Origin of the sequence: Tsuneonella rigui (assembly GCF_003958625.1) — a bacterium.
GTDB classification, from domain to species: Bacteria; Pseudomonadota; Alphaproteobacteria; order Sphingomonadales; family Sphingomonadaceae; genus Tsuneonella; species Tsuneonella rigui.
In genome coordinates, this window is record NZ_RSEL01000013.1 from 238,084 (window position 1) to 263,580 (window position 25,497).

General features: G+C 66.4%; 27 protein-coding genes and 2 tRNA genes. 24 read left to right on the top strand and 5 right to left on the bottom strand.

Annotated elements, in window-relative coordinates; translation table 11 throughout:
• The first annotated feature begins 8 nt into the window (after window positions 1-8).
• The 5 genes from ELY12_RS05630 to ELY12_RS05650 all read left to right on the top strand — a co-directional run bounded on the left by ELY12_RS05630 (window position 9) and on the right by ELY12_RS05650 (window position 5,663).
• Window positions 9-1,775 (top strand): DNA polymerase III subunit gamma/tau, encoded by a 1,767-nt coding sequence (locus tag ELY12_RS05630; protein WP_126175715.1) that lies wholly within the window; start codon window positions 9-11, stop codon window positions 1,773-1,775.
• Complete coding sequence (locus tag ELY12_RS05635; RefSeq protein ID WP_126175716.1) at window positions 1,772-2,113, top strand: YbaB/EbfC family nucleoid-associated protein; 342 nt, start codon at window positions 1,772-1,774, stop codon at window positions 2,111-2,113. The genes ELY12_RS05630 and ELY12_RS05635 overlap by 4 nt, the downstream gene beginning before the upstream one ends.
• Before the next feature lie 85 nt (window positions 2,114-2,198).
• Window positions 2,199-2,672 (top strand): Csu type fimbrial protein, encoded by a 474-nt coding sequence (locus ELY12_RS05640; protein ID WP_126175717.1) that lies wholly within the window; start codon window positions 2,199-2,201, stop codon window positions 2,670-2,672.
• Window positions 2,673-2,807: 135 nt separating this feature from the next.
• Window positions 2,808-5,195 carry an endopeptidase La gene (gene lon, locus ELY12_RS05645; protein ID WP_126175718.1) on the top strand — a complete coding sequence of 796 codons (2,388 nt, stop codon included), beginning with the start codon at window positions 2,808-2,810 and terminating at the stop codon, window positions 5,193-5,195.
• Window positions 5,196-5,390: 195 nt separating this feature from the next.
• Window positions 5,391-5,663, top strand: coding sequence for an HU family DNA-binding protein (locus tag ELY12_RS05650; RefSeq protein ID WP_126175719.1), 273 nt, complete (start codon window positions 5,391-5,393; stop codon window positions 5,661-5,663).
• Between the two features lie 44 nt (window positions 5,664-5,707).
• Here ELY12_RS05650 and ELY12_RS05655 read toward each other — a convergent pair whose 3' ends face one another.
• Together ELY12_RS05655 and rlmB are read right to left on the bottom strand one after the other, a co-directional pair.
• Window positions 5,708-6,655, bottom strand: a complete 948-nt coding sequence (locus ELY12_RS05655) for a hypothetical protein (protein WP_241229735.1) — start codon at window positions 6,653-6,655, stop codon at window positions 5,708-5,710.
• Between the two features lie 30 nt (window positions 6,656-6,685).
• Window positions 6,686-7,477, bottom strand: a complete 792-nt coding sequence (gene rlmB / locus ELY12_RS05660; RefSeq protein WP_164549415.1) for a 23S rRNA (guanosine(2251)-2'-O)-methyltransferase RlmB — start codon at window positions 7,475-7,477, stop codon at window positions 6,686-6,688.
• A 118-nt stretch (window positions 7,478-7,595) separates the two neighbouring features.
• Here rlmB and ELY12_RS05665 point away from each other — a divergent pair.
• The 5 genes from ELY12_RS05665 (at window position 7,596) to ELY12_RS05680 (ending at window position 10,710) form a co-directional block, all read left to right on the top strand.
• A tRNA-Tyr gene (locus tag ELY12_RS05665) sits at window positions 7,596-7,681 on the top strand.
• A gap of 59 nt (window positions 7,682-7,740) precedes the next feature.
• Entirely contained in the window at window positions 7,741-7,884 is a 144-nt protein-coding gene (locus tag ELY12_RS14260) for a hypothetical protein (protein WP_164549416.1), read from the top strand.
• A 41-nt stretch (window positions 7,885-7,925) separates the two neighbouring features.
• Window positions 7,926-9,056 (top strand): beta-ketoacyl-ACP synthase III, encoded by a 1,131-nt coding sequence (locus ELY12_RS05670; protein WP_126175721.1) that lies wholly within the window; start codon window positions 7,926-7,928, stop codon window positions 9,054-9,056.
• 53 nt (window positions 9,057-9,109) lie between these two features.
• Window positions 9,110-9,859, top strand: coding sequence for a phosphatidylserine decarboxylase (locus ELY12_RS05675; RefSeq protein WP_126175722.1), 750 nt, complete (start codon window positions 9,110-9,112; stop codon window positions 9,857-9,859).
• A 26-nt stretch (window positions 9,860-9,885) separates the two neighbouring features.
• The gene (locus ELY12_RS05680) at window positions 9,886-10,710 is read left to right on the top strand and encodes a CDP-alcohol phosphatidyltransferase family protein (RefSeq protein ID WP_126175827.1); all 825 of its coding nucleotides are present in this window, start codon (window positions 9,886-9,888) and stop codon (window positions 10,708-10,710) included.
• Here the strand turns inward: ELY12_RS05680 and ELY12_RS05685 are convergent.
• Window positions 10,640-10,915 carry a hypothetical protein gene (locus tag ELY12_RS05685; RefSeq protein ID WP_126175723.1) on the bottom strand — a complete coding sequence of 92 codons (276 nt, stop codon included), beginning with the start codon at window positions 10,913-10,915 and terminating at the stop codon, window positions 10,640-10,642. The genes ELY12_RS05680 and ELY12_RS05685 overlap by 71 nt on opposite strands.
• Before the next feature lie 334 nt (window positions 10,916-11,249).
• On the opposite strand from ELY12_RS05685, the gene rpsB reads away from it, so the two are divergent.
• The 12 genes from rpsB to rpmE all read left to right on the top strand — a co-directional run bounded on the left by rpsB (window position 11,250) and on the right by rpmE (window position 22,895).
• Window positions 11,250-12,020 carry a 30S ribosomal protein S2 gene (rpsB, locus tag ELY12_RS05690; RefSeq protein ID WP_126175724.1) on the top strand — a complete coding sequence of 257 codons (771 nt, stop codon included), beginning with the start codon at window positions 11,250-11,252 and terminating at the stop codon, window positions 12,018-12,020.
• 83 nt (window positions 12,021-12,103) lie between these two features.
• Entirely contained in the window at window positions 12,104-13,030 is a 927-nt protein-coding gene (gene tsf, locus ELY12_RS05695) for a translation elongation factor Ts (RefSeq protein ID WP_126175725.1), read from the top strand.
• Window positions 13,031-13,312: 282 nt separating this feature from the next.
• The gene (pyrH, locus tag ELY12_RS05700; RefSeq protein WP_126175726.1) at window positions 13,313-14,047 is read left to right on the top strand and encodes a UMP kinase; all 735 of its coding nucleotides are present in this window, start codon (window positions 13,313-13,315) and stop codon (window positions 14,045-14,047) included.
• Window positions 14,047-14,604, top strand: a complete 558-nt coding sequence (gene frr / locus ELY12_RS05705) for a ribosome recycling factor (protein WP_126175727.1) — start codon at window positions 14,047-14,049, stop codon at window positions 14,602-14,604. Before pyrH ends, frr begins: the two co-directional genes overlap by 1 nt.
• A 214-nt stretch (window positions 14,605-14,818) precedes the next feature.
• Entirely contained in the window at window positions 14,819-15,460 is a 642-nt protein-coding gene (gene uppS / locus ELY12_RS05710) for a polyprenyl diphosphate synthase (RefSeq protein WP_241229743.1), read from the top strand.
• Complete coding sequence (locus tag ELY12_RS05715; RefSeq protein WP_126175729.1) at window positions 15,447-16,169, top strand: phosphatidate cytidylyltransferase; 723 nt, start codon at window positions 15,447-15,449, stop codon at window positions 16,167-16,169. The genes uppS and ELY12_RS05715 overlap by 14 nt, the downstream gene beginning before the upstream one ends.
• Window positions 16,169-17,320, top strand: coding sequence for a 1-deoxy-D-xylulose-5-phosphate reductoisomerase (locus ELY12_RS05720; RefSeq protein ID WP_126175730.1), 1,152 nt, complete (start codon window positions 16,169-16,171; stop codon window positions 17,318-17,320). Before ELY12_RS05715 ends, ELY12_RS05720 begins: the two co-directional genes overlap by 1 nt.
• Complete coding sequence (locus tag ELY12_RS05725; RefSeq protein ID WP_338142049.1) at window positions 17,313-18,464, top strand: M50 family metallopeptidase; 1,152 nt, start codon at window positions 17,313-17,315, stop codon at window positions 18,462-18,464. Before ELY12_RS05720 ends, ELY12_RS05725 begins: the two co-directional genes overlap by 8 nt.
• Window positions 18,465-18,634: 170 nt before the next feature.
• Window positions 18,635-21,388, top strand: a complete 2,754-nt coding sequence (gene bamA, locus ELY12_RS05730; RefSeq protein WP_126175731.1) for an outer membrane protein assembly factor BamA — start codon at window positions 18,635-18,637, stop codon at window positions 21,386-21,388.
• On the top strand, window positions 21,388-22,074 hold the full coding sequence (locus ELY12_RS05735; protein ID WP_206435770.1) for an OmpH family outer membrane protein: 687 nt from the start codon (window positions 21,388-21,390) through the stop codon (window positions 22,072-22,074). The genes bamA and ELY12_RS05735 overlap by 1 nt, the downstream gene beginning before the upstream one ends.
• Window positions 22,075-22,096: 22 nt before the next feature.
• Window positions 22,097-22,570 (top strand): 3-hydroxyacyl-ACP dehydratase FabZ, encoded by a 474-nt coding sequence (fabZ, locus tag ELY12_RS05740; RefSeq protein ID WP_126175732.1) that lies wholly within the window; start codon window positions 22,097-22,099, stop codon window positions 22,568-22,570.
• A gap of 100 nt (window positions 22,571-22,670) precedes the next feature.
• Window positions 22,671-22,895, top strand: coding sequence for a 50S ribosomal protein L31 (gene rpmE, locus ELY12_RS05745; protein WP_126175733.1), 225 nt, complete (start codon window positions 22,671-22,673; stop codon window positions 22,893-22,895).
• 78 nt (window positions 22,896-22,973) lie between these two features.
• On the opposite strand, the gene ELY12_RS05750 is transcribed toward rpmE, so the two are convergent.
• Entirely contained in the window at window positions 22,974-23,516 is a 543-nt protein-coding gene (locus tag ELY12_RS05750; RefSeq protein WP_126175830.1) for an MOSC domain-containing protein, read from the bottom strand.
• Window positions 23,513-24,145 (bottom strand): prolyl hydroxylase family protein, encoded by a 633-nt coding sequence (locus ELY12_RS05755; RefSeq protein WP_126175734.1) that lies wholly within the window; start codon window positions 24,143-24,145, stop codon window positions 23,513-23,515. Before ELY12_RS05755 ends, ELY12_RS05750 begins: the two co-directional genes overlap by 4 nt.
• Window positions 24,146-24,315: 170 nt before the next feature.
• On the opposite strand from ELY12_RS05755, the gene ELY12_RS05760 reads away from it, so the two are divergent.
• Window positions 24,316-24,392 (top strand) — tRNA-His (locus ELY12_RS05760).
• Between the two features lie 35 nt (window positions 24,393-24,427).
• Window positions 24,428-25,489: a Glu/Leu/Phe/Val family dehydrogenase gene (locus ELY12_RS05765; RefSeq protein WP_126175735.1), complete on the top strand. Its 1,062-nt coding sequence runs from the start codon at window positions 24,428-24,430 to the stop codon at window positions 25,487-25,489.
• The last annotated feature ends 8 nt before the right edge of the window (window positions 25,490-25,497 follow it).

Sequence of the window (25,497 nt, forward strand, 5' to 3'; positions counted from 1 at the left end):
TTCGACCGATGATCGATTCCGGGGACATGTTCGGCGAGACCCCGCCCGAAGACGACAGCGGCGACGCTCCGACTGCGGCCGAGTTGGAGGCTGCCGGACAGAACTCGATGTTCGGCGATCCGGCGCCGGCCTCCCCGCCGCCCGCGCCTCCTCCTGCTGCCAACGCGAGCCAACCGTACCGAGTCCTGGCGCGAAAGTACCGGCCGCAGACCTTCAGCGAACTGATCGGCCAGGAGCCGATGGTCCGCACGCTCGCCAACGCGATCAAGCGCGATCGGCTCGCGCATGCGTTCCTGATGACCGGCGTGCGCGGAGTGGGCAAAACATCGACCGCGCGGCTGATAGCCAAGGCGCTCAATTGCATCGGGCCCGACGGGAAAGGCGGCCCGACCATCGACCCGTGCGGCGAGTGCGAACCCTGCCGCGCCATCGCCGAAGGCCGCCACATCGACGTGATTGAGATGGACGCCGCCTCCAACACCGGCGTCGACGACGTGCGCGAGATAATCGAGGCTGTTCGCTATGCCGCGGTGAGCGCGCGCTACAAGATCTACATCGTCGACGAAGTCCACATGCTGTCGCGCAATGCTTTCAATGCCTTGCTCAAGACACTTGAGGAACCGCCGAGCCACGTGAAGTTCCTCTTCGCGACCACCGAGGTCGAGAAGCTGCCTGTCACCGTGCTCAGCCGCACCCAGCGGTTCGACCTGCGTCGTATCCCTGCCGAACTGCTCCAGCAGCACTTCGCCAGTATCTGTCGCCAGGAAGGCGTCGAGGCGGAGGACGAGGCGCTCCACCTGATCGCCGGCGCGGCCGAAGGATCGGTGCGCGATGGGCTGTCGATCCTCGACCAGGCGATCGCGCACGCCGATCTTGATACGGAGGGCATGGTCACCGCGGCGCGCGTGCGTGATATGCTCGGACTCGCCGACAAGGGCGCGCAGCGGCGGCTGTTCGCGCACCTGCTCGAAGGCGACTCCAAGGCGCTGATGGCCGCGCTCGCCGACCAGTACGCGCTCGGGGTCGAGCCGATGGCGCTGATGCGCAGCCTGATGGAGCTGACCAACAAGATCACCGTCTGCCAGGTCGGCGGCAGCGGCGCCGACGCGCCGACCGCCGAAGAACGCGCGGTGATTGAGGAGTGGGCGGGGCGCCTGTCGCCGGGGCAGCTCCACCGGCTGTGGCAGCTCCTGCTCAAAGGCTACGACGAGGTGCGCAGCGCGCCCGACCAGCTGGTCGCCGCGCAGATGGCCTTGCTCCGCGCGCTCCACGCAAGCGAGATGCCCGATCCGGGCACGCTGGCGAAGACGCTCGAAGACATGGCCGCCCGCGCCGCTGCCATGCCGAGCGCTGCGCCCGCCGCAAACGCCGCTTCTGCAGCCCCCGCGGCGATCGACTGGTCGCGGCTGGTCGACGACATCGAGAACAAGATCGGCCGACTTCAACTTGCTTCGCAGCTCAAGATGCAGGTCCGCCCGGTCGAGGTGACCGAGGGCCAGCTGACCTATGCCATGGCGCCCGGCTTCACCGACGATCTCGGGCCGGAGCTCCGCCAGGCACTGCTCGACCTCACCGGCCAGCGCTGGCAGGTCGATCGCGTAGCCGAAGGCGGTGTCCTGACGCTGTACGAGCGCGAGCAGGCTGAGCGCGATGCCGCGGCCGAGCAACTGCGCGCGCATCCGCTGGTCGAAGCCGCCTTCGCCGCATTCCCCGACGCCGAGCTGGTCACCGAAGATGACCGCTCCGGCGCACCGCCATGGAGAAACCGCGCATGAAATCGATGGAAGAGATGCTCGCCGCCGCGCAGAAGGCGGCCGAGACGATCCAGCAGCAGATGGGCGATGCCCAGGCCAAGCTCGACAGTCTCGAGGTCGAAGGCGTGTCCGGCGGCGGTCTCGTGAAGATCCGCTGCACCGCCAAGGGCCGGATCCTCGGCGTGTCGATTGACGACAGCCTGATGGTGCCCGAGGACAAGGCCATGCTCGAAGATCTGATTACCGCAGCGTTCAACGACGCGCGCGGCAAGGCCGACCGAGTCGCCAACGACGAAATGCAGAAGATCCAGTCGGGCATGGGCCTGCCGCCGGGATTGAACATTCCTGGCTTTAGCTAAGCACGCGTCCCGAAAGGGGATAAGTGTTTCTACTGTAAGGTTACCGACATTTTCATAACCGTCGCCGCCGCTATCGTCGGCGGTGATGGTTCGTCCGATGCTTTTCGCGGTGCTGTGTGGAGTAGCCTTGGGCTGTTCCGCTTCGGCGTCGGCGGGCACCGCCTCGGGCACCCTCGACGTTTCGCTGAAGATCCTTCCCGGCTGCAGCGTGACCGCCGCTCCGCTGGCGTTCGTTGCGGAAGCCGGGGCGACCGCCCAGGCGGAAGCGCCGATCGATGTGCGGTGCGCCGGCAACACCAGCGTGGCGCTATCGCTGGATAGCGGGATGAACGCAGTCGGCGGCCAGCGCCAACTGATAAGTGAAGGCGGGACCGCCGTCCCCTACGCGATCTACTCCGATCCCGCGCGGACCCGTAGCTGGCAGGGCGAGCCGGTCCGCACCGATACGGGTGACGACGGTGTCCTGCGGCTGGTCGCCTATGGCCGGGTTGAAGCGCGCGACACGGCGGTGGCCACCGGCGATTGCCGCGACACTGTGACGGTGACGCTCGCTTTCTAGGATTGGTGGGGCGAAAGTTCGTCTTTCGCCATGGATGGGGGACGGCGCGGCACGGGCCGTTGCACGGGCCGCCTGCGCGCACCATATCCTTATCAATCAGGCGCAGCGCGAGCGCGCCAGCTAGACGGTAACATGATGAACCAGCTTTTCCCCCTCCTCCCCTTGCGCGACATCGTGGTCTTTCCCGGCCAGGTCGTGTCGATTTTCGTCGGCCGCGAGAAATCGGTCGCGGCGCTCGAATCGGCGATGGAAGGCGACAAGGACATCTTCCTCGTCGCCCAACTCGATCCGGGCTGCGACGATCCGTCGGACGACGATCTCTACGATACCGGCGTGGTCGCGCAGGTTCTCCAGCTGCTCAAGATGCCCGACGGCACTGTGCGGCTCCTGGTCGAGGGCGGGCAGCGCGGTGCACTCGTGGCGATGCGGCAGGAAGGCGCGTTTATCGTCGCCGAGGTCGAGACGACCGAAGGTGTGACGGCTTCGGGCAGCGAAGTCGTGGCGATGATGCGCCAGGTGGTCGAGCAGTTCGGCGAGTACGCCAAGCTCAACAAGAAGATCGGCGAAGGCGCCGGGAGCGAACTCGGCGACATCGACGATGCCGGCGAGCTGGCCGACACGATCGCCGCCGCGCTGGCGGGCAAGGTCGCCGACAAGCAGGCGCTGCTGACCGAACGCGATCCCTTGAAGCGGCTCGAGATGGTCATGTCGATCATGGAGGGCGAGCTCTCGGTCCTGCAGGTCGAGCGCAAGATCCGCGGCCGCGTGAAGCGGCAGATGGAGAAGACCCAGCGCGAATATTATTTGAACGAACAGCTCAAGGCGATCCAGAACGAGCTGGGCGGCGAGGGTGAGGACGGCGACGAGATCGCCGAGCTCACCGAGAAGATCGCCAAGCTCAAGCTGTCGAAGGAAGCGCGCACCAAGGCCGAAAGCGAGCTCAAGAAGCTCAAGACCATGCAGCCGATGAGCGCCGAGGCGACCGTCATCCGCAACTATCTCGACGTGCTGCTCGGGCTGCCGTGGGGTAAGAAATCGAAGGTCAAGAAGGACATCGCGCGCGCGCAGGCGGTGCTCGACGAGGACCACTACGCGCTGGAAAAGGTCAAGGACCGGATCGTCGAGTATCTCGCGGTGCAGGCGCGGACCAACAAGCTGAAGGGGCCGATCCTGTGCCTCGTCGGCCCTCCGGGGGTCGGCAAGACTTCGCTCGGCAAGTCGATCGCCAAGGCGACAGGGCGCGAATTCGTGCGCCAGTCGCTGGGCGGCGTGCGCGACGAGGCCGAAATCCGCGGCCACCGGCGCACTTACATCGGCTCGCTGCCGGGCAAAATCGTCTCCAACCTCAAGAAGGCAGGGACTTCCAACCCGCTGTTCCTGCTCGACGAGATCGACAAGCTCGGCCAGGATTTCCGCGGCGATCCCGCCTCGGCTTTGCTGGAAGTGCTCGACCCTGAGCAGAACTCGAAGTTCCAGGATCATTACCTCGAACTCGACCTCGACCTCAGCGACATCATGTTCGTGACCACCGCGAACAGCCTCAACCTGCCGCAGCCGCTGCTCGACCGGATGGAGATCATCCGCCTCGAAGGGTACACCGAGGACGAGAAGGTCGAGATCGCCGAGCGGCACCTTATCGCCAAGCAAGTCGAAGCGCACGGGCTGAAGGCGGGCGAGTTCACCCTCACCACCGAGGGCCTGCGCGACCTCATCCGCTATTACACCCGCGAGGCGGGCGTACGCACGCTGGAGCGCGAGATCGCGCGGCTGGCACGGAAGAGCTTGCGCCAGATTCTCGAAGGCAAGGCGACCAGCGTCACCATCACGCCGGAGAACCTCGGCGACTACGCCGGGGTGCGCAAGTTCAAGCACGGGGTGTCGGAAGATGAGCCGCAGGTTGGCGCGGTTACTGGTCTTGCGTGGACCGAGGTTGGCGGCGAGCTGCTGACGATCGAAAGCGTCACCACCCCGGGCAAGGGCGAGGTGAAGACTACCGGAAAACTCGGCGACGTCATGAACGAAAGCGTCGCGGCGGCCTTCAGCTTCGTGAAGGCGCGCGCGCCGGCTTACGGCATCCGCCCCTCGCTATTCGGCAAGCGCAACATCCACATTCACCTGCCCGAAGGCGCGGTCCCCAAGGACGGCCCGAGCGCGGGCGTGGGCATGGTCACTTCGATCGTCTCGACGCTGTCGGGTGTCGCCGTTCGCGCTGATGTGGCGATGACTGGCGAGGTCACGCTACGCGGACGGGTGCTGGCGATCGGCGGGCTCAAGGAAAAGCTGCTCGCCGCTCTTCGTGGAGGGATCAAGACGGTCCTGATCCCCGAGGAGAACGTCAAGGACCTCGCCGAGATACCGCAGAACATCAAGGACGGGCTCGAGATCGTGCCGGTCAGCCATGTCGACCAGGTACTCGAACGCGCGCTGGTGGCGCCGCTCGACCCGATCGACTGGAGCGATGCGGATGATCTTGCGAGCCAACCATTGCCGCAAGGTCCGGGCGAGGGCGCGACCGCGCACTGAGCCCGCGCCGACGCTACGGCACGCGCGCTCGACCCGTTTCGGGACAAATCCCGCTCAACTCGCCGTGATCGCGGCGTGCGCGGCGGGATTTGGCTTTGACTTGGGGGGCAAAAGCCTTTCAAAACCCGCGTTTCGCGAAGGCGATTCCTTCACGGAGTCGCCGCTCGACGCATGTCCATCGGAACGGGGGAAGGAATGAACAAGAACGACCTTATCGGCGCCGTCGCCGAAGCCGCGGGTCTCTCGAAGAGCGACGCCGCGAGCGCGGTCGAAGGCGTGTTCGACGCGATCACGAGCTCGCTCAAGAAGGGCGACGAGGTCCGTCTGGTGGGATTTGGTACGTTCACCGTCGCGCGGCGCAAGGCGTCGACCGGCCGCAACCCCCGCACCGGCGAGCCGATGAAGATCAAGGCGTCCAACCAGCCCAAGTTCAAGGCCGGCAAAGTCCTGAAGGACTCGGTCAACTGACCTAGCCGGCGCCCGCGCGGTAACGCGGGCGCCGTTTTACTTCCCTAATCGATCTTGATCAGCGCCGTCGGCGCCTGCTTGGTCCGCACGTTGATCGCCCACACCAGCGTCTTGCCGTTCGCGCCGACGCTCGCCCCTTCATCGGTGTTGTTGGCGAGGATTTCGCCGTCGGTGGTGAGGGTAAAGGTGCCTTCGACCGTCGGCAGGTTCGGCATCGTCTCGGCCATGCCCGCGGTATCGTCGGCATCCTCGTCGGCGCCTTCCGCCGCTGCGTCGGCGGCCGCTTCGGCCGCTTCGGCAGCGGCCACGTCGGAAGCACCGCTCATCATCCCGGCCATCATCATGCTCTGGAACGGATTGCCGCCTGCTTGCGGGCCGAACCCGGGCGCATCGACCCGCACGGTCCCGCCCACCCGGCGCGTGGCGGTGACGAAGACGTTCGCCATCGGGAAGCCCTCGAAGGTCGGGAACAGGAAATCGTGGTCGAGCTTGCCGGTGAGCGAGAAGCTGACGTCGAACAGCCCGTCGCCCTTGTAGTCCACACGCGTCCAGCCAACCTGGCGACGCAGCCGCGCGGCCAGCTCTTCGGCCGCCTTGGGGTCGGCCGGATCGATGCCGCCGAGCATCGCGCGCATCGCGGCGGCGTCCTGTTCCTTCTTGGCCTTGCGGGCGGCCGCGCCCTCGTCCCACGCCTTGCGGTGCTCGGCTTTTTCCTCCGCGGTGCAATCGCGCTCTTCAAAGGTCTCATCGTCATAGCACGCCTCTTCGACGTACTCGTCGCTGCCGGCCGCCTGGCCCATCTGGGCGAGCTTGCTCAGCGCCAGTAGGTGGATTTCTCCATCGTACTTGTAGGTGAAGGCGCCGCCCTTGCGCAGGTCGAGGCTGGACGTGAACTTGCCCGGTGTCAGCAGGCAGCCGGTCAGCAGCACCGCGAGGCCGGCGGCGAGCGCCGCGGCGGCGAACCGGCGCGGACGAGTGGTCCAATGCATCATCGTCGATTCCCCCCTTGGAATGTGCGGCCGTTATGGCCCGCGCGTCGCGGCCGCGTAAAGAGCGATCGCCGCGGCGTTCGACACGTTGAGGCTCTCCATCGCGTCGCTGATCGGCAGCCGCGCGAGCGCATCGCAGTGCGCGGCGATGTTGTGGCGCATGCCTTCACCCTCCGCACCGAGCACCAGCGCCACGGGGCCGGTCGGCAGGGCTTCGGCAAGCGTGGCCTCCGCCTCGCCAGCCAACCCAATGCGCCAGTATCCCGCTTCCGCCAGTTCCTCGAGCGCGCGGGCGAGGTTCACCACGCGCACCCACGGCACGATTTCCAAGGCGCCGCTTGCCGATTTAGCCACCGTGCCCGATTCCGGCGGGGCGTGACGGTCCTGCGTGACGATCGCCGCCGCTCCGAATGCCGCCGCGGAGCGCAAAATCGCGCCGACGTTGTGCGGATCGGTAACCTGGTCGAGCACCAGCACCGGACCGCTGTCTTCGCCGATCACATCGCCCAGGAACACGTCCTCCAGCGGCGCGCATTCGAGCACCAGCCCCTGATGCGGCGCATCGCGCGCGACCAGCCGCGCGAGATCGTGCGCATCGGCATACTCGACTGGAAAATCGGGCGGCAGCTCGCCGTCGAGGGAATCGATGCCTTCGCGGGTCGCCCACAGCTTGCGGTGCTGGCGCTCGGGGTTCTTGAGCGCCGCTTCGACCGCGTGCCGCCCCCACAGGCGTACCTGTCCGGCGCCGGCGCGCCCGCTGCCGCGTCCGCCCTGCATCCGCCCGGCGCGCCCGCGCATCGCCCGTTTCTTTTCGCCCTTGGCCATGGCGCGCGCCCTGCCAGTGCCGCCATTGACAGGCAAGCGCTGCTTCGCCATGGGGCGCTCCTCTCGGCCCGCGGGCCCCGGCGACGGGGCAATTTGATGCGGTGTCGCAGCCCTGTGTGGACAGGTGGCCGAGTGGTTAAAGGCAGCAGACTGTAAATCTGCCCGTGCAAGCGTACGCTGGTTCGAATCCAGCCCTGTCCACCATTTTTGCGGAGCTAGGGCGGGCTCCGAGGGGCCGCGAAGTTCGGCTGGGTGTGGGGACGATGAAGCGAATTCCGATGGGCCAGGAGGCCCGTCTCAAGGCTGCGGAAAAGAAGCGCAAGCTGGCGCGTGCCGGCAAGGCGGCGGTGATCGCGATGGCCACTGTAACGGCGGCGCTGTGGAGCTACGTCTTCCTGCAGGGCTGAGGCGCTTGCCGTGTTCGGCGCCCCAGCGTAATTCGCACCCAATGAGCCAGACCCCTTGCCCGGTCATTTCCGCGACCGGGCTTTTCACTCCCCCGCATTCGATCAGCAACGCGGAGCTGGTCGAGAGCTTCAACGCCTACGTCGAGCGGCACAACGCCGCGCATGCCGACGCGATTGCCGCCGGCGAGGTCGCCGCGCTTGAGCCGAGCTCGGTCGAGTTCATCGAGAAGGCGAGCGGGATCAAGGCGCGCCACGTGGTCGATAAGGCGAGCGTGCTCGATCCCGACACGATGTGCCCGCGCATTCCCGAGCGTGGCAACGACGAGCTGTCGATCATGGCCGAGATTGGCGTCGCCGCCGCGCGCCAGGCGCTGGAGCGGGCGGGGCGCGAGCCGGGCGATGTCGACGCGGTGCTGTGCGCGGCGTCCAATATGCAACGCGCCTATCCGGCGATGGCGATCGAGATCCAGCACGCGCTCGGGATCGAAGGGTTCGGGTTCGACATGAACGTTGCGTGCTCCTCGGCCACCTTCGGCATCCAGACCGCGGCGGACTATGTGCGCGCGGGCAATGCGAAGAGCGTGCTGGTGGTGAGCCCGGAGATCACCAGCGGCCATCTCAACTGGCGCGACCGCGACAGTCACTTCATCTTCGGCGATGTCGCCACCGCGGTGCTGGTGGAGGATGCCAGTATCGCTCCGGCGGCGCACTGGGACATCCTCGGCACCAAGCTGAAGACGGTGTTTTCCAACAACATCCGCAACAACTTCGGCTTTCTCAACCGCGCCGCGCCCGAAGGCCAGGGGCAGGCGGACAAGCTGTTCGTCCAGGAAGGGCGCAAGGTGTTCAAGGAAGTGGTGCCGATGGTCGCCACGATGATCGTCGAGGAAGCCGAGCGGCTGGGGATCGATCCGCACTCGCTGCGGCGGCTGTGGCTGCACCAGGCGAATTCCGGGATGAACCGCCTGATCGCGCAGAAGGTGTTGGGACACGAGGCGAACGAGGACGAGAGCCCGACGGTGCTGGATACGTACGCCAACACCTCCAGCGCGGGGTCGATCATCGCCTTCCACAAGCATTCCGACGACCTCGCGGCGGGCGATACCGGGATCATCTGCAGCTTCGGCGCGGGCTATTCGGCGGGGACGGTGTTCGTCCGCAAGGCGGCCTGAGGACGGCGCGGTTTTGCTTGTGAGCGCTGCTGCCAGCACCTAAGCCCAAGCGCATGGCCGGAGAAATACTCGACAACAAGGGTCGCGGCGATGCGCATTGGTCGTGGCCCACGGTCCATCCCGAAGGGCGCAAGTATGCGCTGATCACCGCGGCCGCGAGCCTGGTCTGCGCGTTCCTGGCATGGGAAACGATCGCCTGGCCGCTCGCTTTCCTAACCCTCGGAGTGCTCGCCTTCTTCCGCGACCCCGAACGGGTGGTGCCGCAGGACGAGCGGATGATCGTCTCCCCTGCCGACGGGATGGTCTCGCTCATCTCGCAGGTCGAGCCCCCGGCCGAGCTGAAGATCGATGACGGCAGCGGATCGCGCGGGCTGGCCGCCGGGCCGGTCACCCGAGTGTCGATTTTCATGTCGGTGTTCGACGTGCACATCAACCGCGCCCCGATCGGCGGCACGGTGCGCCGGGTGGTCTATATCCCGGGCAAGTTCGTCAACGCCGATCTCGACAAGGCGAGCGATGAGAACGAACGCCAGCACATCCTGATCGAGCGGGCCGACGGTACCGCGATCGGGTTCACCCAGATCGCCGGTCTGGTCGCGCGGCGGATCGTGCCGTTCGTCAAGCCGGGCGACACCATCGCGGTCGGTCAGCGGGTCGGCCTGATCCGGTTCGGCAGCCGAGTCGATGTCTACCTGCCGGCGGGGACCGATCCGAAGGTGGTGCTCGGCCAGACGGTCGTGGCGGGCGAGACAGTGCTCGCAGAACTCGGCACCCAGAAGCTGATCGAAGGGGTCAACCAGTGATCGAAGAACGCCCGCGCATCGGGCCGATGGCGGCTGAGGACGAGGTTCCGCTCGCCAACCGCAAGGGCAATCGCGGCCTCGCCATGCGGGCGGTGGTGCCGAACGCGATCACGGCGGCAGCGATGTGCTCGGGCCTCACCGGCATCCGCTTCGCGATGGCGGGCATGTGGCGCGAGGCGGTGATCGCGGTGATCCTGGCAGGCGTGCTCGACGGGATCGACGGACGCATCGCGCGCCTGCTGCGCGCGCAGTCGCGCTTCGGGGCGGAGCTCGACAGCCTCGCCGATTCGCTGAGCTTCGGGACCGCGCCGGCGCTAATCCTGTTCCTGTGGTCGCTCAACGACCTCACTCGGCTTGGCTGGTTCGCGGCGCTCGCGTTCGCGGTGTGCGGCGCGCTGCGACTGGCGCGCTTCAACGCGCAGATCGATGTCAAGGAGCAGCCGCACAAATCGGCCGGCTTCCTCACCGGCGTGCCCGCGCCAGTCGGGGCGGGCCTCGCGTTCCTGCCGGTCTATCTGTGGCTGGCGACGGGCGAGCCGATCTTCCGCGATTCGCTGCTGGTCGCGCCGTGGACCGCGCTGATCGCGTTCCTGATGATCTCCAACGTCGCGACGCTGAGCTGGACGCTCATGCGCCCGCGCCGCGACGTGCGGCTGGGCGTGATCCTGGTGGTGGGGATGGTGTTCGCGGCGCTGTTGCTGGAGCCGTGGTGGACGCTGGTGGCGATCTGCCTCGGGTACCTGGCGCTGCTACCCTATGCCTGGACCCGCTATGCGCGGATCAAGCGGCAGCGCGCAGCCGTTCCGGCGCTCGCACCCGCGACGGCCGAGCGACCGACCGTGCTGCTTTGACTGGAGCCGCCCGCAGCGCCGGCATGCGCTGGGCGGTTTCGATATCGGCGAACTCGACCGTCACGCGGCGCACGGCGTCGATCCGCGCCAGATCGCCCCGCAGCAGCCGGAACGCGTTCCGGCCGCGAACGGCAGCATCGGCGAGGGTGACTGCACTGGCCAGCGCGATGGTGGCGAACAGTGCGACAAGCAGCGTGGCGATCATTTCTCGAGACCCTCATTGGCCGGCACAACCGCGTGGAGCGACTGTGGACAGCTAGTGGAAAACTCCGAATCGGTTCTTGTTCCCGATACGAGACAATGTTCTCTGTTTGTTCCACCGTGTCAAACGGTTTTCGCGACCGCCCGAATCTCACGCGCGACGAATTGATGGTGGATTTCCCGCATGCACCACGCTAAGGGGCCGCCCGTTCGCCGGACATCCAGCCGGGTGCCAGCGGGCAAATCCACATGGAGAGCGCCACATACCGGTGCCGTCTTCCGCGGGATCTCCGCGGCGGTTCCTGCTCTCCAGAGGCTCAACCGGAAAGGAATTACCTATGGCGGCTCCTGTCGTCACCATGCAGCAATTGATCGAGGCCGGCGCGCACTTCGGCCACCAGACCCACCGCTGGAACCCGCGGATGAAGCCGTACATCTTCGGCGCCCGCAACGGTGTGCACATCATCGATCTGTCGCAGACCGTGCCGCTGATGGCGCGCGCGCTCGATTTCATCCAGGACACCGTGCGTTCGGGCGGCAAGGTGCTGTTCGTCGGCACCAAGCGCCAGGCGCAGGAGCCGATCGCCGAGGCCGCGCGCCGTTCGGGCCAGCACTTCGTCAACCACCGCTGGCTGGGCGGCATGCTCACCAACTGGAAGACCATCTCGGGCTCGATCAAGCGCCTCAAGAGCCTCGAAGAGCAGCTCTCGGGCGACACTTCGGGCCTGACCAAGAAGGAAGTCCTCCAGCTCACCCGTGAGCGTGACAAGCTCGAGCTGTCGCTCGGCGGCATCCGCGACATGGGCGGCATCCCAGCGGTGATGTTCGTGATCGACGCCAACAAGGAAGACCTCGCGATCAAGGAAGCCGGCGTGCTCGGCATCCCGGTCGTCGCGGTGCTCGATTCGAACGTCGACCCCAGCGGCATCGCCTTCCCGATCCCGGGCAACGACGACGCCGCGCGCGCCGTCCGCCTGTATTGCGACGCGGTGGCCGAAGCCGCCTCGACCGGCAAGGGCCGCGCGACGATCGATTCGGGCGAAGATGTCGGCGCGATGGCCGAACCGCCGGCCGAGGTCGACGCCGCTGAGGCCGCCGCCGAAGCCTGATCGCCTCCGCGATTACCTGTTCGTGCGGCGCTGGGCTTCAATCCGGCGCCGCACCGCATTTTTCTGACCAGAAGGAATTATACATGGCTGCTTTCACCGCCGCCGACGTGAAGAACCTGCGCGAGAAGACCGGCGCGGGCATGATGGACGCCAAGAAGGCGCTCGAGCAGACCAATGGCGACATCGAAGCCGCGGTCGACGCGCTGCGCGCCAAGGGCCTCGCCACCGCCGCCAAGAAGTCGAGCCGCACCGCGGCCGAGGGCCTCGTCGGCGTCGCCGTCGAAGGCACCAAGGGCGTGGCGGTCGAGGTCAACTCGGAAACCGACTTCGTCGCCAAGAACGACAAGTTCCAGGACTTCGTCCGCAAGGTGACCGAAGTCGCGCTGGCTGAAGGCTCGGCCGACGTCGAAGCGCTCAAGGGCGCGGCCTACCCGGGCGGCGGTACCGTGACCGACAAGCTGACCGACAACGTCGCGACGATCGGCGAGAACCAGCAGGTTCGCCGCCTCAAGCACGTCTCGGTAAACGAAGGCGTGGTCGTGCCCTACATGCACAACGCCGCGGCGCCGAACCTCGGCAAGATCGGCGTGCTCGTCGCGCTCGAATCGAGTGCCGACAAGGGCGCGCTCGAAGCGCTCGGCAAGCAGCTCGCGATGCACATCGCCGCTGCCTTCCCGCAGGCGCTCAACGCCGAGGGCCTCGACGCCGAAGTGATCGAGCGCGAGCGCAAGGTCGCCGCCGAGAAGGCTGCCGAAAGCGGCAAGCCCGCCGAAGTGCAGGCCAAGATGGTCGACGGTGCGATCTCGAAGTTCGCCAAGGAGAACGCGCTGCTGAGCCAGGTCTTCGTGATGGACAACAAGACTCCCATCAGCGAGGTCGTGGCCAAGGCCGGCAAGGACGCCGGCGCGCCGATCGTGCTCAAGGACTACGTCCGCTTCCAGCTCGGCGAAGGCATCGAGAAGGAAGAAAGCGACTTCGCCGCCGAGGTTGCGGCTGCGGTCAAGGGCTGAGCTGAGTGTAAAATTTGAAGGCGGCCGTCGGAGCGATCCGGCGGCCGTTTTCGTTTGGGGCGAGCCTCGACAAGGAAGCACTGGCCCGGATCAAGTCCGGGCCGACGATGATTGAGAGGTCAGCCCATTCGTCTAACGTCACCCCGGGAAGCGCAGCTCTGCAAAGCAGACTTGATCCGGGGGTAGTGCTGCCTCTTCCCGACCCGCGCCCCCTTGGCAGCGGGCGCCATGCGATCTAACGCCGCGCAGTCCCGCCCGGCCGTTACACGAGAAACCAGCTTCATGGCCCTGCCACCGCTCAAGCGCATCCTTCTGAAGCTGTCGGGCGAAGTGCTGATGGGCGGGCAGCAGTTCGGGATCGATCCCGCCTTCGTCACCGAGCTCGCCAAGGAAGTGAAGGCAGCCAAGGACACCGGCCTGGAAATCTGTCTGGTCATCGGTGGCGGCAATATCTTCCGCGGAATGGCCGGTGCGGCCGCGGGCATGGACCGCGCGCAGGCCGATTACATGGGCATGCTGGCGACCGTGATGAACGCGCTCGCGATGCAGAACGCGCTCGAGCAGATCGGGGTGCAGACCCGCGTCCAGTCGGCGGTGCAGATGGACACCGTGTGCGAGCCGGTCATTCGACGCCGCGCCGAGCGCCACCTCGAAAAGGGCCGCGTGGTGATCTTCGCCGCCGGTGTCGGCGCGCCGTACTTCACCACCGACAGCGGCGCTGCATTGCGCGCAGCCGAGATGAAGTGCGATGCGCTGTTCAAAGGCACCAGCGTCGACGGGGTGTACGATGCCGATCCCAAGAAGAAGGCCTCGGCAAAGCGTTTCGATAGCGTGAGTTACGACCGGGTCTTGGCAGACAATCTCAAGGTGATGGACGCTTCCGCCGTGGCGCTGTGCCGCGACAACGGAATCCCGATCGTGGTCTTCTCGATCCGCGAACAGGGCAACCTCGCGCGGGTGCTGAGCGGGCAGGGCGTCCAGACAATCGTTCAATCCGAAGTTCCAGGGGAAGCCTGATGGCAAAGTACGACAAGGCCGACATCGAACGGCGCATGAAGGGCGCGGTCGAGAGCCTGAAGAGCGATCTTGGCGGCCTGCGCACGGGCCGCGCCAACACCAGCCTGCTCGATCCGGTGGTGTGCGAAGTCTATGGCGCGATGATGCCATTGAATCAGGTGGCGACCGTCTCTGCGCCCGAGCCGCGCATGCTCAGCGTGCAAGTGTGGGACAAGTCGAACCTCACCGCGGTCGAGAAGGGCATCGCCAAGGCGAACCTCGGTTTGAACCCGATGATCGACGGCCAGACCCTGCGCCTGCCGCTGCCGGACCTCACCGAGGAGCGGCGAAAGGAACTCGCCAAGCTCGCCGGCGAGTACGGCGAGAAGGCCAAGATCGCCATCCGCAACGTCCGCCGCGACGGGATGGAGAACCTGAAGGACGACGAGAAGAAGAAGGACATCTCCGAAGACGAGCGCAAGCGCTCCGAGGATGACGTCCAGAAGCTGACCGACGCCCACGTCGCCGAGACCGACACCGTGGTCGCGGCGAAGGTGAAGGAAATCCTCTCCCAGTGAGCGGCCATGCGATTGCCGTTGCAACATTTGCCCCTCTCCCCTTGAGGGAGAGGGAGGAGCGCCGCCAGGCGCGGAGGGAGAGGGGTCGGCGACGTCAGTCGCCGCCAAGGCGGCGAACCCCTCTCCCAACCCTCTCCCTCAAGGGGAGAGGGCTTAGGGGCGAATAACTTTGCCTCAAGGTTCGGCAGCAGTCGCACGTCACGTCGCGATCATCATGGACGGCAACGGACGCTGGGCGAAGGCCCGGCACCTGCCGCGCGTGGTCGGGCACCAGCGCGGGGTAGAGGCGGTGCGCAAGCTGGTCCGCAGCCTCAAGGACACCCCCATCGAGTGCTTGACGCTCTATGCGTTCAGCTCCGAAAACTGGAAGCGGCCCGAGGACGAGGTCGACGACCTGATGAACATGATGCGCAAGTTCATCAAATCGGACTTGCCCGAATTCATCGCCAACGACGTCAAGCTGCACATCCTCGGCGACTGGCGCGGGCTGGCGCCGGACATCGTCGCGCTGCTTGACGATGCGCTGGCGCAGACCGCAAAGGGCAAGCGCACGCTGGCGGTGGCGCTCAACTACGGCTCGCAGCATGAGATTGCCCGCGCGGCGACCAAGGCGGCGGCGGAGGGTGAGATCACGGCGGAGAGCATCGAGCGCCACCTCGACACCGCGCCGCTGCCGCCGCTCGATTTGCTCATCCGCACCAGCGGCGAGGTGCGACTTTCGAACTTCCTGCTGTGGCAATGCGCCTACGCCGAGATGATTTTTACCGATGTCCTGTGGCCGGATTTCACCCCTGCGCATTTGAACGATGCGCTAGAAGAGTTCGCGCGCAGGGAGAGACGATATGGCGGACGCTGACGCGCCCGAAGCGGTGACGGGGAAACGCAGCGACCTGCCCGTGCGGCTGGCCTCGGCGGTGATCATGCTGGCGGTGGCGATCGCCGCGCTGGTGATCGGCGGGCGAGTGTTCGACACCTTCGTCGTGTTCGTCGCGCTGGCGGCGTTCGTCGAGTTCATCCTGCTGGTGGTGAAGGCGACGGGCAACATCGCCTTTCGGCTCGCGGCGATCATCGCTGGTGCGCTGTACTTCGGCCTCGCCGGCGGTGTGCTGGCCGGCGCGGGGGATTTCCTCATCGTACTGATCGTCGGGGTCACCGTGTTCACCGATACCTTCGCCTTCTTCACCGGACGCGCGCTGGGTGGGCCGAAGGTCGCGCCCTCGATCAGCCCGAACAAGACCTGGTCCGGCCTGATCGGCGGGATGATCGGCGCGGCGCTGTGGCTGGTGCTGTGGGTGGTCGCGATCGACGGCGGGATCGCCGGGCCGCGGTTCGAGTTGGGCCTCGCCTTGAACGGCGACAACCTCGGCACTGCGGCGCTGCTAGGGGCGGGCCTCGCGGTACTGGCGCAGGCGGGTGATTTCTTCGAAAGCTGGCTCAAGCGGCGGGCGGGGGTAAAGGACTCCTCGAAGCTCATTCCCGGTCACGGCGGGGTGTTCGACCGGATCGATGGGATGATCCCGGTCGCCATCGCGGTCGGCGCGCTCGGGACGATCCTGGTCAACTGATGCGAACGATCTCGGTCCTCGGCGCGACGGGATCGGTGGGTGCATCGACCCTCGACCTCGTGCGCCGCAATCGCGGTGAGTGGCGGGTGGTCGCGCTGACGGCGAACTGTAACGCGGCCGAGCTGGCGACGCTTGCACGCGAGTTCGAGGCCGAGCTCGCGGTGGTGGGTGACGAAGCCTGCCTGCCGGAATTGCGCGAGGCGCTCGCCGGGAGCGGAATCGAATGCGCTGGCGGACCGCAAGCCCTGGTCGAGGCCGCGGCGCGCGGCGCGGATCTCACGGTCGCGGCGATCGTCGGCTGCGCGGGGCTTGCCCCGGTCATGGCGGCGATCGAGCAGGGCGGCACCATCGCGCTCGCCAACAAGGAGGCGCTGGTCTCCGCCGGTGAGGTGATGACCGCGGCGGTCGCCCGGCATGGCGCCACGCTGCTCCCCGTCGACAGCGAGCACAACGCGATCTTCCAGTGCCTCGCGGGCAACCGGATCGAGGACGTGCGGCGGATCATCCTCACCGCCAGCGGCGGGCCGTTCCGCACCTGGACCGCGGCGCAGCTCGAGACCGCGACGCCAAGCCAGGCGGTCGCGCACCCCAACTGGGACATGGGCGCCAAGATCAGCGTCGATTCCGCGACCATGATGAACAAGGGCCTCGAGTTCATCGAGGCGCATCACCTGTTCCCGGTCGGCCTCAAGCGGATCGAGATCGTGGTCCACCCGCAGAGCGTCATCCACTCGCTGGTCGAATACCGCGACGGCTCGACGCTCGCGCAGCTCGGCCCGAGCGACATGCGGGTGCCGATCGCGAGCTGCCTCGCCTGGCCGCAGCGGATGGAGACGCCGATGGCGCCGCTCGACCTGCCCAAGCTCGGCACGCTGACCTTTGAGGCGCCCGACGAGATGCGCTTTCCCGCCACCCGGCTCGCGCGCGAGGCAGCGCAGGCGGGCGGCGCGGCGCCGGCGGTGCTTAACGCGGCCAACGAAGCGGCGGTTGCGGCCTTCCTCGCCGGCAAGATTGGGTTCACCCGGATTGCGTTAACCGTCGAGCGAACCTTGTCCCGCACACTGCCGCCCGCGCCTGCCAGCCTCGAAGACGTGCTGGCGGTCGACCGTGAAGCGCGGGTCCGCGCGGACGAATTGCTGGAGCTTGCCTGAGTTGATCGAAAGCCCGCCCTTCTGGCTCTACATTGCCGGCTTCCTGCTCCTGCTGGGGCCGCTGGTGACCGTGCACGAGTTCGGCCATTACCTGATGGGCCGCCTGTTTGGCGTCGGGGTGGAGGCGTTCTCGGTCGGATTCGGCAAGGAGATCGCCGGGTTCACCGACCGGCGCGGCACCCGGTGGAAGCTCTCCGCGCTCCCCCTTGGCGGCTATTGCCAGTTCAAGGGGGACATGAACCCCGCGTCGATTCCCGATGCCGACGCCATCGCCAGCATGAGCCCGGCGGAGCGCGACGGCAGCTTCCACCACGCGGCGCTGTGGAAGCGCGCGCTGATCGTGTTCGCCGGCCCGCTGACCAACATCATCGTCGCGCTCGGCATCTTCACCGCGTTCAACCTCGCCTACGGCAAGCCGGTGCCACCCGACCCGGCGCGCGCAAACATCGTCGGCTCGCTGCTGCCCGGCTCTGCGGCCGAGAAGGCCGGCATTGCCCCCGACGATAAGGTCATCGCGATCGGCGAGACCCCGGTGGCGGACGTGATGGAGGTGGCCGAGCAGGTCATGCTCTATCCCGGCCGTAGCTCGAGCGTCACCGTGCTGCGCGACGGGCGCGAGATCACCGTGCCGGTCACCTTCGGCTCGGCGGTCGAGCGCGACCAGTTCGGCAACGCCTCGACCGTCGGCCGCATCGGCGTGCGCTGGAAATACGTCGATCGACCGCACTTCGAGCCGGTCGGCGCGGGCGAGGCGGTCGCGATGTCGTTCCGCCAGAGCGCGACGGTGGTCGACATGATGGTCACCGGCATCGCCCAGATCGTCAGCGGCCAGCGGTCGGTGAAAGAGCTGGGTGGCCCGCTCAAGATCGCGAAGTTTTCGGGCGAGCAATTGAGCCTCGGCGCGCAGGCGTTCATCTGGTTCGCGGCACTGATTTCGCTTAATTTGGCATTCATCAACCTGTTGCCAATTCCTGCCCTCGACGGCGGGCACCTCGCTTTCTACGCGGCCGAGGCGGTCCGCCGGAAGCCGATCGGTGCGCGCGGTCAGGAGATGGCGTTCCGTGCCGGCGTGGCGATGATCCTTGCGCTGATGCTGTTCGTCACCGTCAACGACCTGCTGTCGCTGCCGCTGTTCCGGCGGTAGCCCGGCAGCCTCGGGGGATCGTTTCGCGGAGCACAACCGAGCTTCCGCCGCTTGATTGGGGACCGGCTATCGGGCAAGGGCGCAGCCACGCGGCGCCCTGCTCAAGATCCGGCAGGCGGCGGGCGCATCATCTGCGCAGTTTGGACATTACGGACGGGAGTCCCACCTCAATGAATGCACGCGACAACGCCGGTTCACGCACCCGGCCGGGGAAGACCAGGTTGGCCCTCACCCTGCTGTGCGGAACCGTGCTCGGCGGCATGCCCGTGGCCGCGTTCGCGCAGGACGCGGCGACGGCGCCCGCGACGACCGCGGCCGCCCCGCAGTCCGAGGTGATCCGCTCGATCGCCATCTCCGGCGCGCAGCGACTCGAACCCAACACGATCCTGTCCTACATCCGCCTGCGCCCCGGCCAGGTCTACACTCAGGCTGCGGCGGACCAGGCGCTCAAGGACCTCTACGCGACCGAGCTGTTCTCGAGCGCGAGCATCGCCAACAACAACGGCGACGTGATCGTCACCGTGGCGGAAAACCCGGTGATCAACCGCATCGTGCTGGAGGGCAACAAGCGGATCAAGTCGGACAAGATCACGCCCGAGATCAAGCTCGCCCCGCGGCAGATCTTCACCCGCTCCAAGGTCCGCGCCGACGTCGCCCGCATCGTCGAGCTCTACAAGCGCCAGGGCCGCTTCGCCGCGACGGTCGAGCCGAAGATGGTCGAGCTGTCGCAGAACCGCGTCGACGTGGTGTTCGAGATCAACGAAGGACCCAAGTCCAAGGTCCAGCAGATCAACATCATCGGCAACGAGGCGTTCTCCGACGGCGATCTCAAGGACGAGATGATCACCAAGGAAGCGCGCATCACGCGCATCCTCAGCGGCAACACCAGCTACGACCCCGATCGCCTGGCGTTCGACCAGCAGAAGCTGCGCCAGTTCTACCTGACGCAGGGCTATGCCGATTTCCGGGTCGTGTCCGCGGTGGCCGAGCTCACGCCCGACAAGAAGGACTTCATCATCACATACGTGGTGGAGGAAGGTGAGCGGTACAAGTTCGGCAACGTCGCCGTGCAGAGCCAGATTCGCGACTTCTCCAGCGATGCGCTGACCACCCAGCTGCCGATGAAGGGCGGGGACTGGTTCAACGGCAAGCAGGTCGAGGACACGACCGAGCAGCTCACCGAGCTCGCCGGCACTTTCGGCTACGCTTTCGCCGACGTGCAGCCCGAATACCGTCGTCACCCCGAAGACAAGACGATGGACGTGACCTTCACCCTGAAGGAAGCGCCACGCGTCTATGTCGAGCGGATCGACGTCAACGGCAACACGCTGACTCAGGACAAGGTGCTGCGGCGCGAGTTCCGCCTGGTCGAAGGCGACGCGTTCAACTCGCTGCAGGTCAAGCGCACCACCAACCGGATCAAGTCGCTCGGCTACTTCCAGGAAAACTTCGAGGTCGCGCAGAAGGACGGTACCACGCCCGACCGGATCATCCTCGAAGCCAACGTCGAAGAGCAGCCGACCGGCCAGCTCCAGCTATCGGCGGGTTTCTCCTCGATCGAGAGCTTCATCCTTGCCGCCTCGATCCAGCAGCGCAACTTCCGCGGCCGCGGCCAGACGGTCGGCCTCGGCATCAACTATTCGCGCTATTCGAAGAGCGCCAATGTCAGCTTCGCCGAACCGTACGTGTTCGATCGCAACATCTCGATGGGCGTCGATCTCTACCGGCGCGACCTGAACAGCTTCAATTACCTCAACAACGATCGCAACACGACCTTCCAGCAGACCACCACAGGCGGCCAGGTCCGCCTGGGCGTGCCGCTGACCGAGTACATGTCGCTGATCGGCAGCTACACGCTGAACTTCGACAACGTCGGCCTGGACGAGAGCCAGTTCTTCTCCAACCGGCTCAACCCGCCGCTGTTCACCTGCGATCCGCTGCTCGCGGGCCGCTACCTGTGCGATGCGCTGGGCAAGCGGACCAGCTCGATCCTCGGCGTCAACGTGGTGTACGATTCGCTCGACAGCCGCCTGCGTCCGACGCGCGGCCGGTCGATCTCGGCGGGTGCCGAATTCGCCGGTCTCGGCGGCTCGGTGAAGTTCGTCCGCCTGCGCGGCAAGGCGGCGCAGTACTGGCCGGTCGGCGGCGGGTTCATCTTCTCGCTCTCGGCCGAGGGCGGGGCGATCAAGGCGCTCGGCAACGACGGCGTCCAGCTGACCGACCGCTTCTTCCTGGGCGAGCCGCAGATCCGCGGCTTCGACATCCGCGGCGTCGGTCCGCGCGTGATCCGTCAGCGGATCATCGCCGATCCGGACAGCCCCGATCCGACCAACCCGCTGCCGCTGATCGTGACCGACCGCAAGCAGGTGTCGGACGACGCGCTGGGCGGCAAGTACTACTACCTGGGTCGCGCAGAGCTCGAGATTCCGCTGGGCAGCGGGGCCAAGCAGTTGGGCCTGCGCCCGTCGGTGTTCCTCGATGCCGGCGCGCTGTGGGGCGTAAAGACCCCGGTGCTGCAGAACAGCCCGTTCCCGGGCGGGATCGATTTCCCGATCCGCGACGCCTCGGGCAACGCGCTCTACACCCAGGTCAACGTCGCGACGCTGGTGACGCCGACGGGCGGCGGCACGCCGATCTGTACGCCGGGCACCAATGCCGGCGACGTGACCACGGTGACCAACCCGATCAACCCCAATCCGCCGTCCTGCCTCGCCGGCAACCAGAACTCGCCGCTGACCAGCAATATCGGACCGTTCCGGGAGATTTTTCTGGGCGATTCGCCGCAGCCGCGCATCTCGGTCGGCATCGGGGTCAACTGGAACTCGCCGTTCGGCCCGTTCAGGATCGATTTTGCTCACGTGCTTATGAAACAACCGGGTGACGACACCAAGCGCTTCACCTTCAACGTAGGAACCCAATTCTGATGAAGATCACCATCAAGCCCCTGCTTGCGGCCGGGGTCATGCTCGCCGGCCTTTCGCCGGTGGTCGCGGCGCCTGCCGCCGCGCAGATCGTCAAGGGCATCGGCGTCGCCAGCCTGCCTGCGATCGTCGCCAACTCGAATGCGTACAAGACCGCCGAGACCCAGCGTCCGGTGACCTACAAGCCGCAGATCGACCAGGCGAACGCGCGCGGCGCGGCGATCGAGCAGCAGCTCAAGCCGATGATCGACAAGTTCAACGCCGATCGCCAGGCGAACCCGAACAATCCGGCGCTCGAGCAGCAGTACAACGCGATCCAGCAAATCCGCCAGGCGGGTCAGCAGGAAATCCAGCAGATGATCGCGCCGGTCGCGCTCAGCCGCGCCTATGTGACCGAGCAGATCACCGATCAGCTCAACACCGCGGTGCAGAACGCCGCCAAGAAGAAGAACATCCAGCTGGTGCTCGACAGCAGCCAGGGCGATGTTCTGTTCGCGTCGGAAGCGTACAACATCAATCAGGACGTCCTGAACGAGCTCAACACGTTGCTGCCGAACGCGCAGCTGGTGCCGCCGCAGGGCTGGCTGCCGCGCGAAATCCGCGAGCAACAGGCCGCCCAGGCCGCCGCGCAGAACGGCCAGGCGCCCGCCGCGCCGACGACCACGCCACCGGCGACCAACAGCCGCTAAGCGCAGAAACGGGGGCAGGGTCATGAGCGAGGGCAATCCCGGCGGCGACACGCCGTACGATATCCTCAAGGTGCTCAAGGCCCTGCCGCACCGCTATCCGCTGCTGCTGGTCGATCGCGTCAAGTCGATCGAGCTGGGTGAGCGGATTCACGCGGTGAAGGCGGTCTCGTTCAACGAGCAGTTCTTTCAGGGCCACTTCCCGGGCCGTCCGATCATGCCGGGCGTGCTGCAGATCGAAGCGCTGGCGCAGGCGGCCGGCGTGCTCGGCATCGAGAGCTACGAGCTTGCCGGATCGGGCAAGCTGGTCATCTTCATGGCGATCGAGAACGCCAAGTTCCGCGCGCCCGTGGAGCCGGGCTGCCTGCTCGACCTTGAAGTCGAATTCACCCGCAAGTCGAGCCGGGTGTGCAAGTTCAAGGGCCGCGCCAGTGTCGAGGGCAACACGACCTGCGAGGTCGAGTTCACCGCGATGATCGCCGACGCGCCGAAGGACTGACGCCGCGCTTGCAAAGTCCGGGCGACGCCGCTAACGGCGCGCCTTTCCCGAAACAGCTTGGCCGGTCGGAACCGGTCTTACGCTAACGGAGCACTATGCCATGAAGGCCGATACGCATCCCGACTACCACACCATCACGGTCAAGATGACCGATGGGACCGAATTCCAGACCCGCTCGACCTGGGGCGCCGAAGGCGACACGCTGGCGCTGGACATCGATCCGACCACGCACCCCGCCTGGACCGGCGGCAAGCAGCAGGTTTCGGAAGGCGGTCGGGTGGCCAAGTTCAACCAGCGCTTCGGCGGGCTCACGCTCAAGAAGTAAGCGGCGTCATCCCAGCGCAAGCTGGGATCTCGTGCATCCAAGAGGGGCGGTCCTGCGGGGCCGCCCTTTGCGTTTGCGCTATACCAGATCGAGCGGGCGGTGCGGCTCGTCGGGCAGGGTGACGGAGATCGGATCGCCGACCGCGATTTCGCCGCCCGCCTCGACCACCGCCATCACGCCGCATTTGCGGTTGAGGGTGCCGTCGGGCCGCTTCTCGATCATTTCCTTGAGCAGTCCCGGCTGGAAGTCGTCGATCTGGTAGCACGGGTTGCGCAGGCCGGTGACGCGCAACACCGTCGGGCCGATCGCGAGGCGGGTGTCCTCCGGCAGCCCGAGCAGGTCGATCCCGCGGGTGTCGACGTTCTCGCCTAGATCGCCGGTCGTGACCACATAGCCCTTGGCGGCCAGTTCATCGAACAACTCGGCATGGATCAGGTGCACTTGCCGCAGGTTCGGCTGATCCGGCGTTTTCTTGATCCGCGAAAGGTGCTGGACCGTCACCCCGGCGTGGGCATCTCCTTCGACCCCCAGGCCCTCAACCAGCGTGATGCGTTCGCGCGGCGTCTTGGAGAAATTATGCTCGCCGCTGCAGGCCAGACCGACGATCCGCGCTTCGCTCATTGCCATGGCCTTTCCCGGTACCACTTGGTGATGACGTATTTCACGCCCTTTCGCACCCTCATTCCGTGATGCAGCGTGTTGGGGTTGGGCTGTCCGTCCGGCCGCCGGTTGTTCCACGCGAGGAGCTTGCCGGTTTCGGGCTGGATGATCTTCTTCGCCACCCCGAACCGCGTCCCGCCGCCGGCCTCGACTTCGTTGAGATAGACCATGAAAGTCCAGGTCCGCTGGCCGGCGACGCTGCAATACCGGTCGAAGTCCGCGCCGCCGGGCTCGAAATAGTCGGTGTGCGCCTTGAACTCCTGCCCTTCGGCATAGCGTTGGCCCTGGACCGGCTCGCCGTATGCGGGATTGATCCCGTTCACGGCGAACAGTCGCGCCTCGAGATCACGGACCGCCGGGTGCGCCGGATCGAGATCGCACGTCTCGCTGGTGCGGAAATAGTGGTCGCCGTTGGCGTCGGCGATGGTGGAAGGCCGCCGGCCCGCATCGATCAGCGCGATTAGGTCGCGGCACAATTCGGGCGGGAGGAATCCCTTCAATTGGAACAGCTCGAGCTTGGCAAGCGGCGCGCGCTGCATGCGCGGCGTCGTTATGAGTTTTTCGGCCGAGGATTCGCCAGGTTGAATCATTTGTGCGTCAAGGTCGGAGAAACAATCTTGCGTTGAAAGGGGGGCCAGACAGTTTTCCCTTCCCAATTTCGCGGCCTTATGCAACAGGCGCTCGCCCTTGCGGGAAGCGGGTTGACGGCTTGCCAAGGGGGTCTAATTGCCCGGCCTTCACGGCATGCGCAGGGCATGTGGCGATCGTAGCTCAGTTGGTTAGAGCGCCGGTTTGTGGTACCGGAGGTCGGGGGTTCGAGACCCCTCGATCGCCCCATTTTCCCTGTCTCTGCCGCCACTTAGGGGCGCGCGATGACGGCTTTCTGGACTCAGGCGGATTACGACGACCACGAGCTGGTCGAGGTCGTGCACGACCAGGCTTCGGGCCTGACCGCGATCATTTCGCTGCACTCCACGCACCTCGGTCCAGGGGCAGGCGGCACGCGCTTTTGGCACTACGCCGATCCCGCCGACGCAATGCGCGATGCGCTGCGCCTAAGTCGCGGAATGTCATACAAAAATGCCATGGCCGGCCTGCCCATGGGCGGCGGCAAGGCAGTCATTCTCGCCTCCAAGGACCGGCGCAAGACGCCTGAAATGCTCGCGGCATTCGGCGATGCTGTCCAGGCCCTCGGCGGCCGCTACGTGACCGCGGAAGACGTGGGCATCTCCGAAGCCGACATGGTCGAAGTCTCGCGCCACACCAAGTTCGTCTCCGGCCTCCCGGTCGGTGAGGGCGAGGCAGGCGGCGATCCCGGCCCGTTCACCGCGATGGGCATCTACCACGGCATCAAGGCGGCGGTGGAGCACAAGCTCGGCAAGTCCTCGCTACAAGGCGTCCGCGTTGCGCTGCAGGGCACGGGCAGCGTCGGTGGAGGAGTCGCCCGCCTCCTCGCAAAGGATGGCGCGCGGCTGGTGGTCGCCGATGTCGATGGCGCGCGCGCCCAGGCGCTCGCCAACGAAGTCGGCGGCGAAGCGGTCAGCCCCGAACAGATCATGTCGGTCGCGTGCGACGTGTTCAGCCCCAACGCGCTCGGCGCGATCCTTGACGAGGAAGGGATCGCGCGGCTCGATTGCGCGATTGTGGCGGGCGGCGCGAACAACCAGCTTGCCCGGCCAGAGCATGGTCAGAGCCTCGCCGAGCGCGGCATTCTCTATGCGCCCGACTACGTGATCAACGCAGGCGGCATCATCTCGGTCGCTCTGGAGTACCTCGCGCGCACGGAAGGGCAGGCCTGCGACATCAACGAGGTGCGCAAGCGCCTCAAGCAGATCCCCGATCGCCTGCGGACGATCTGGGAAGAGAGCGACCGCACCGGCGTGTCGTCGGACAAGGTCGCCGACCGCATGGCGCAGAAGCTGATCGGCCGGTAAGCTTTCCG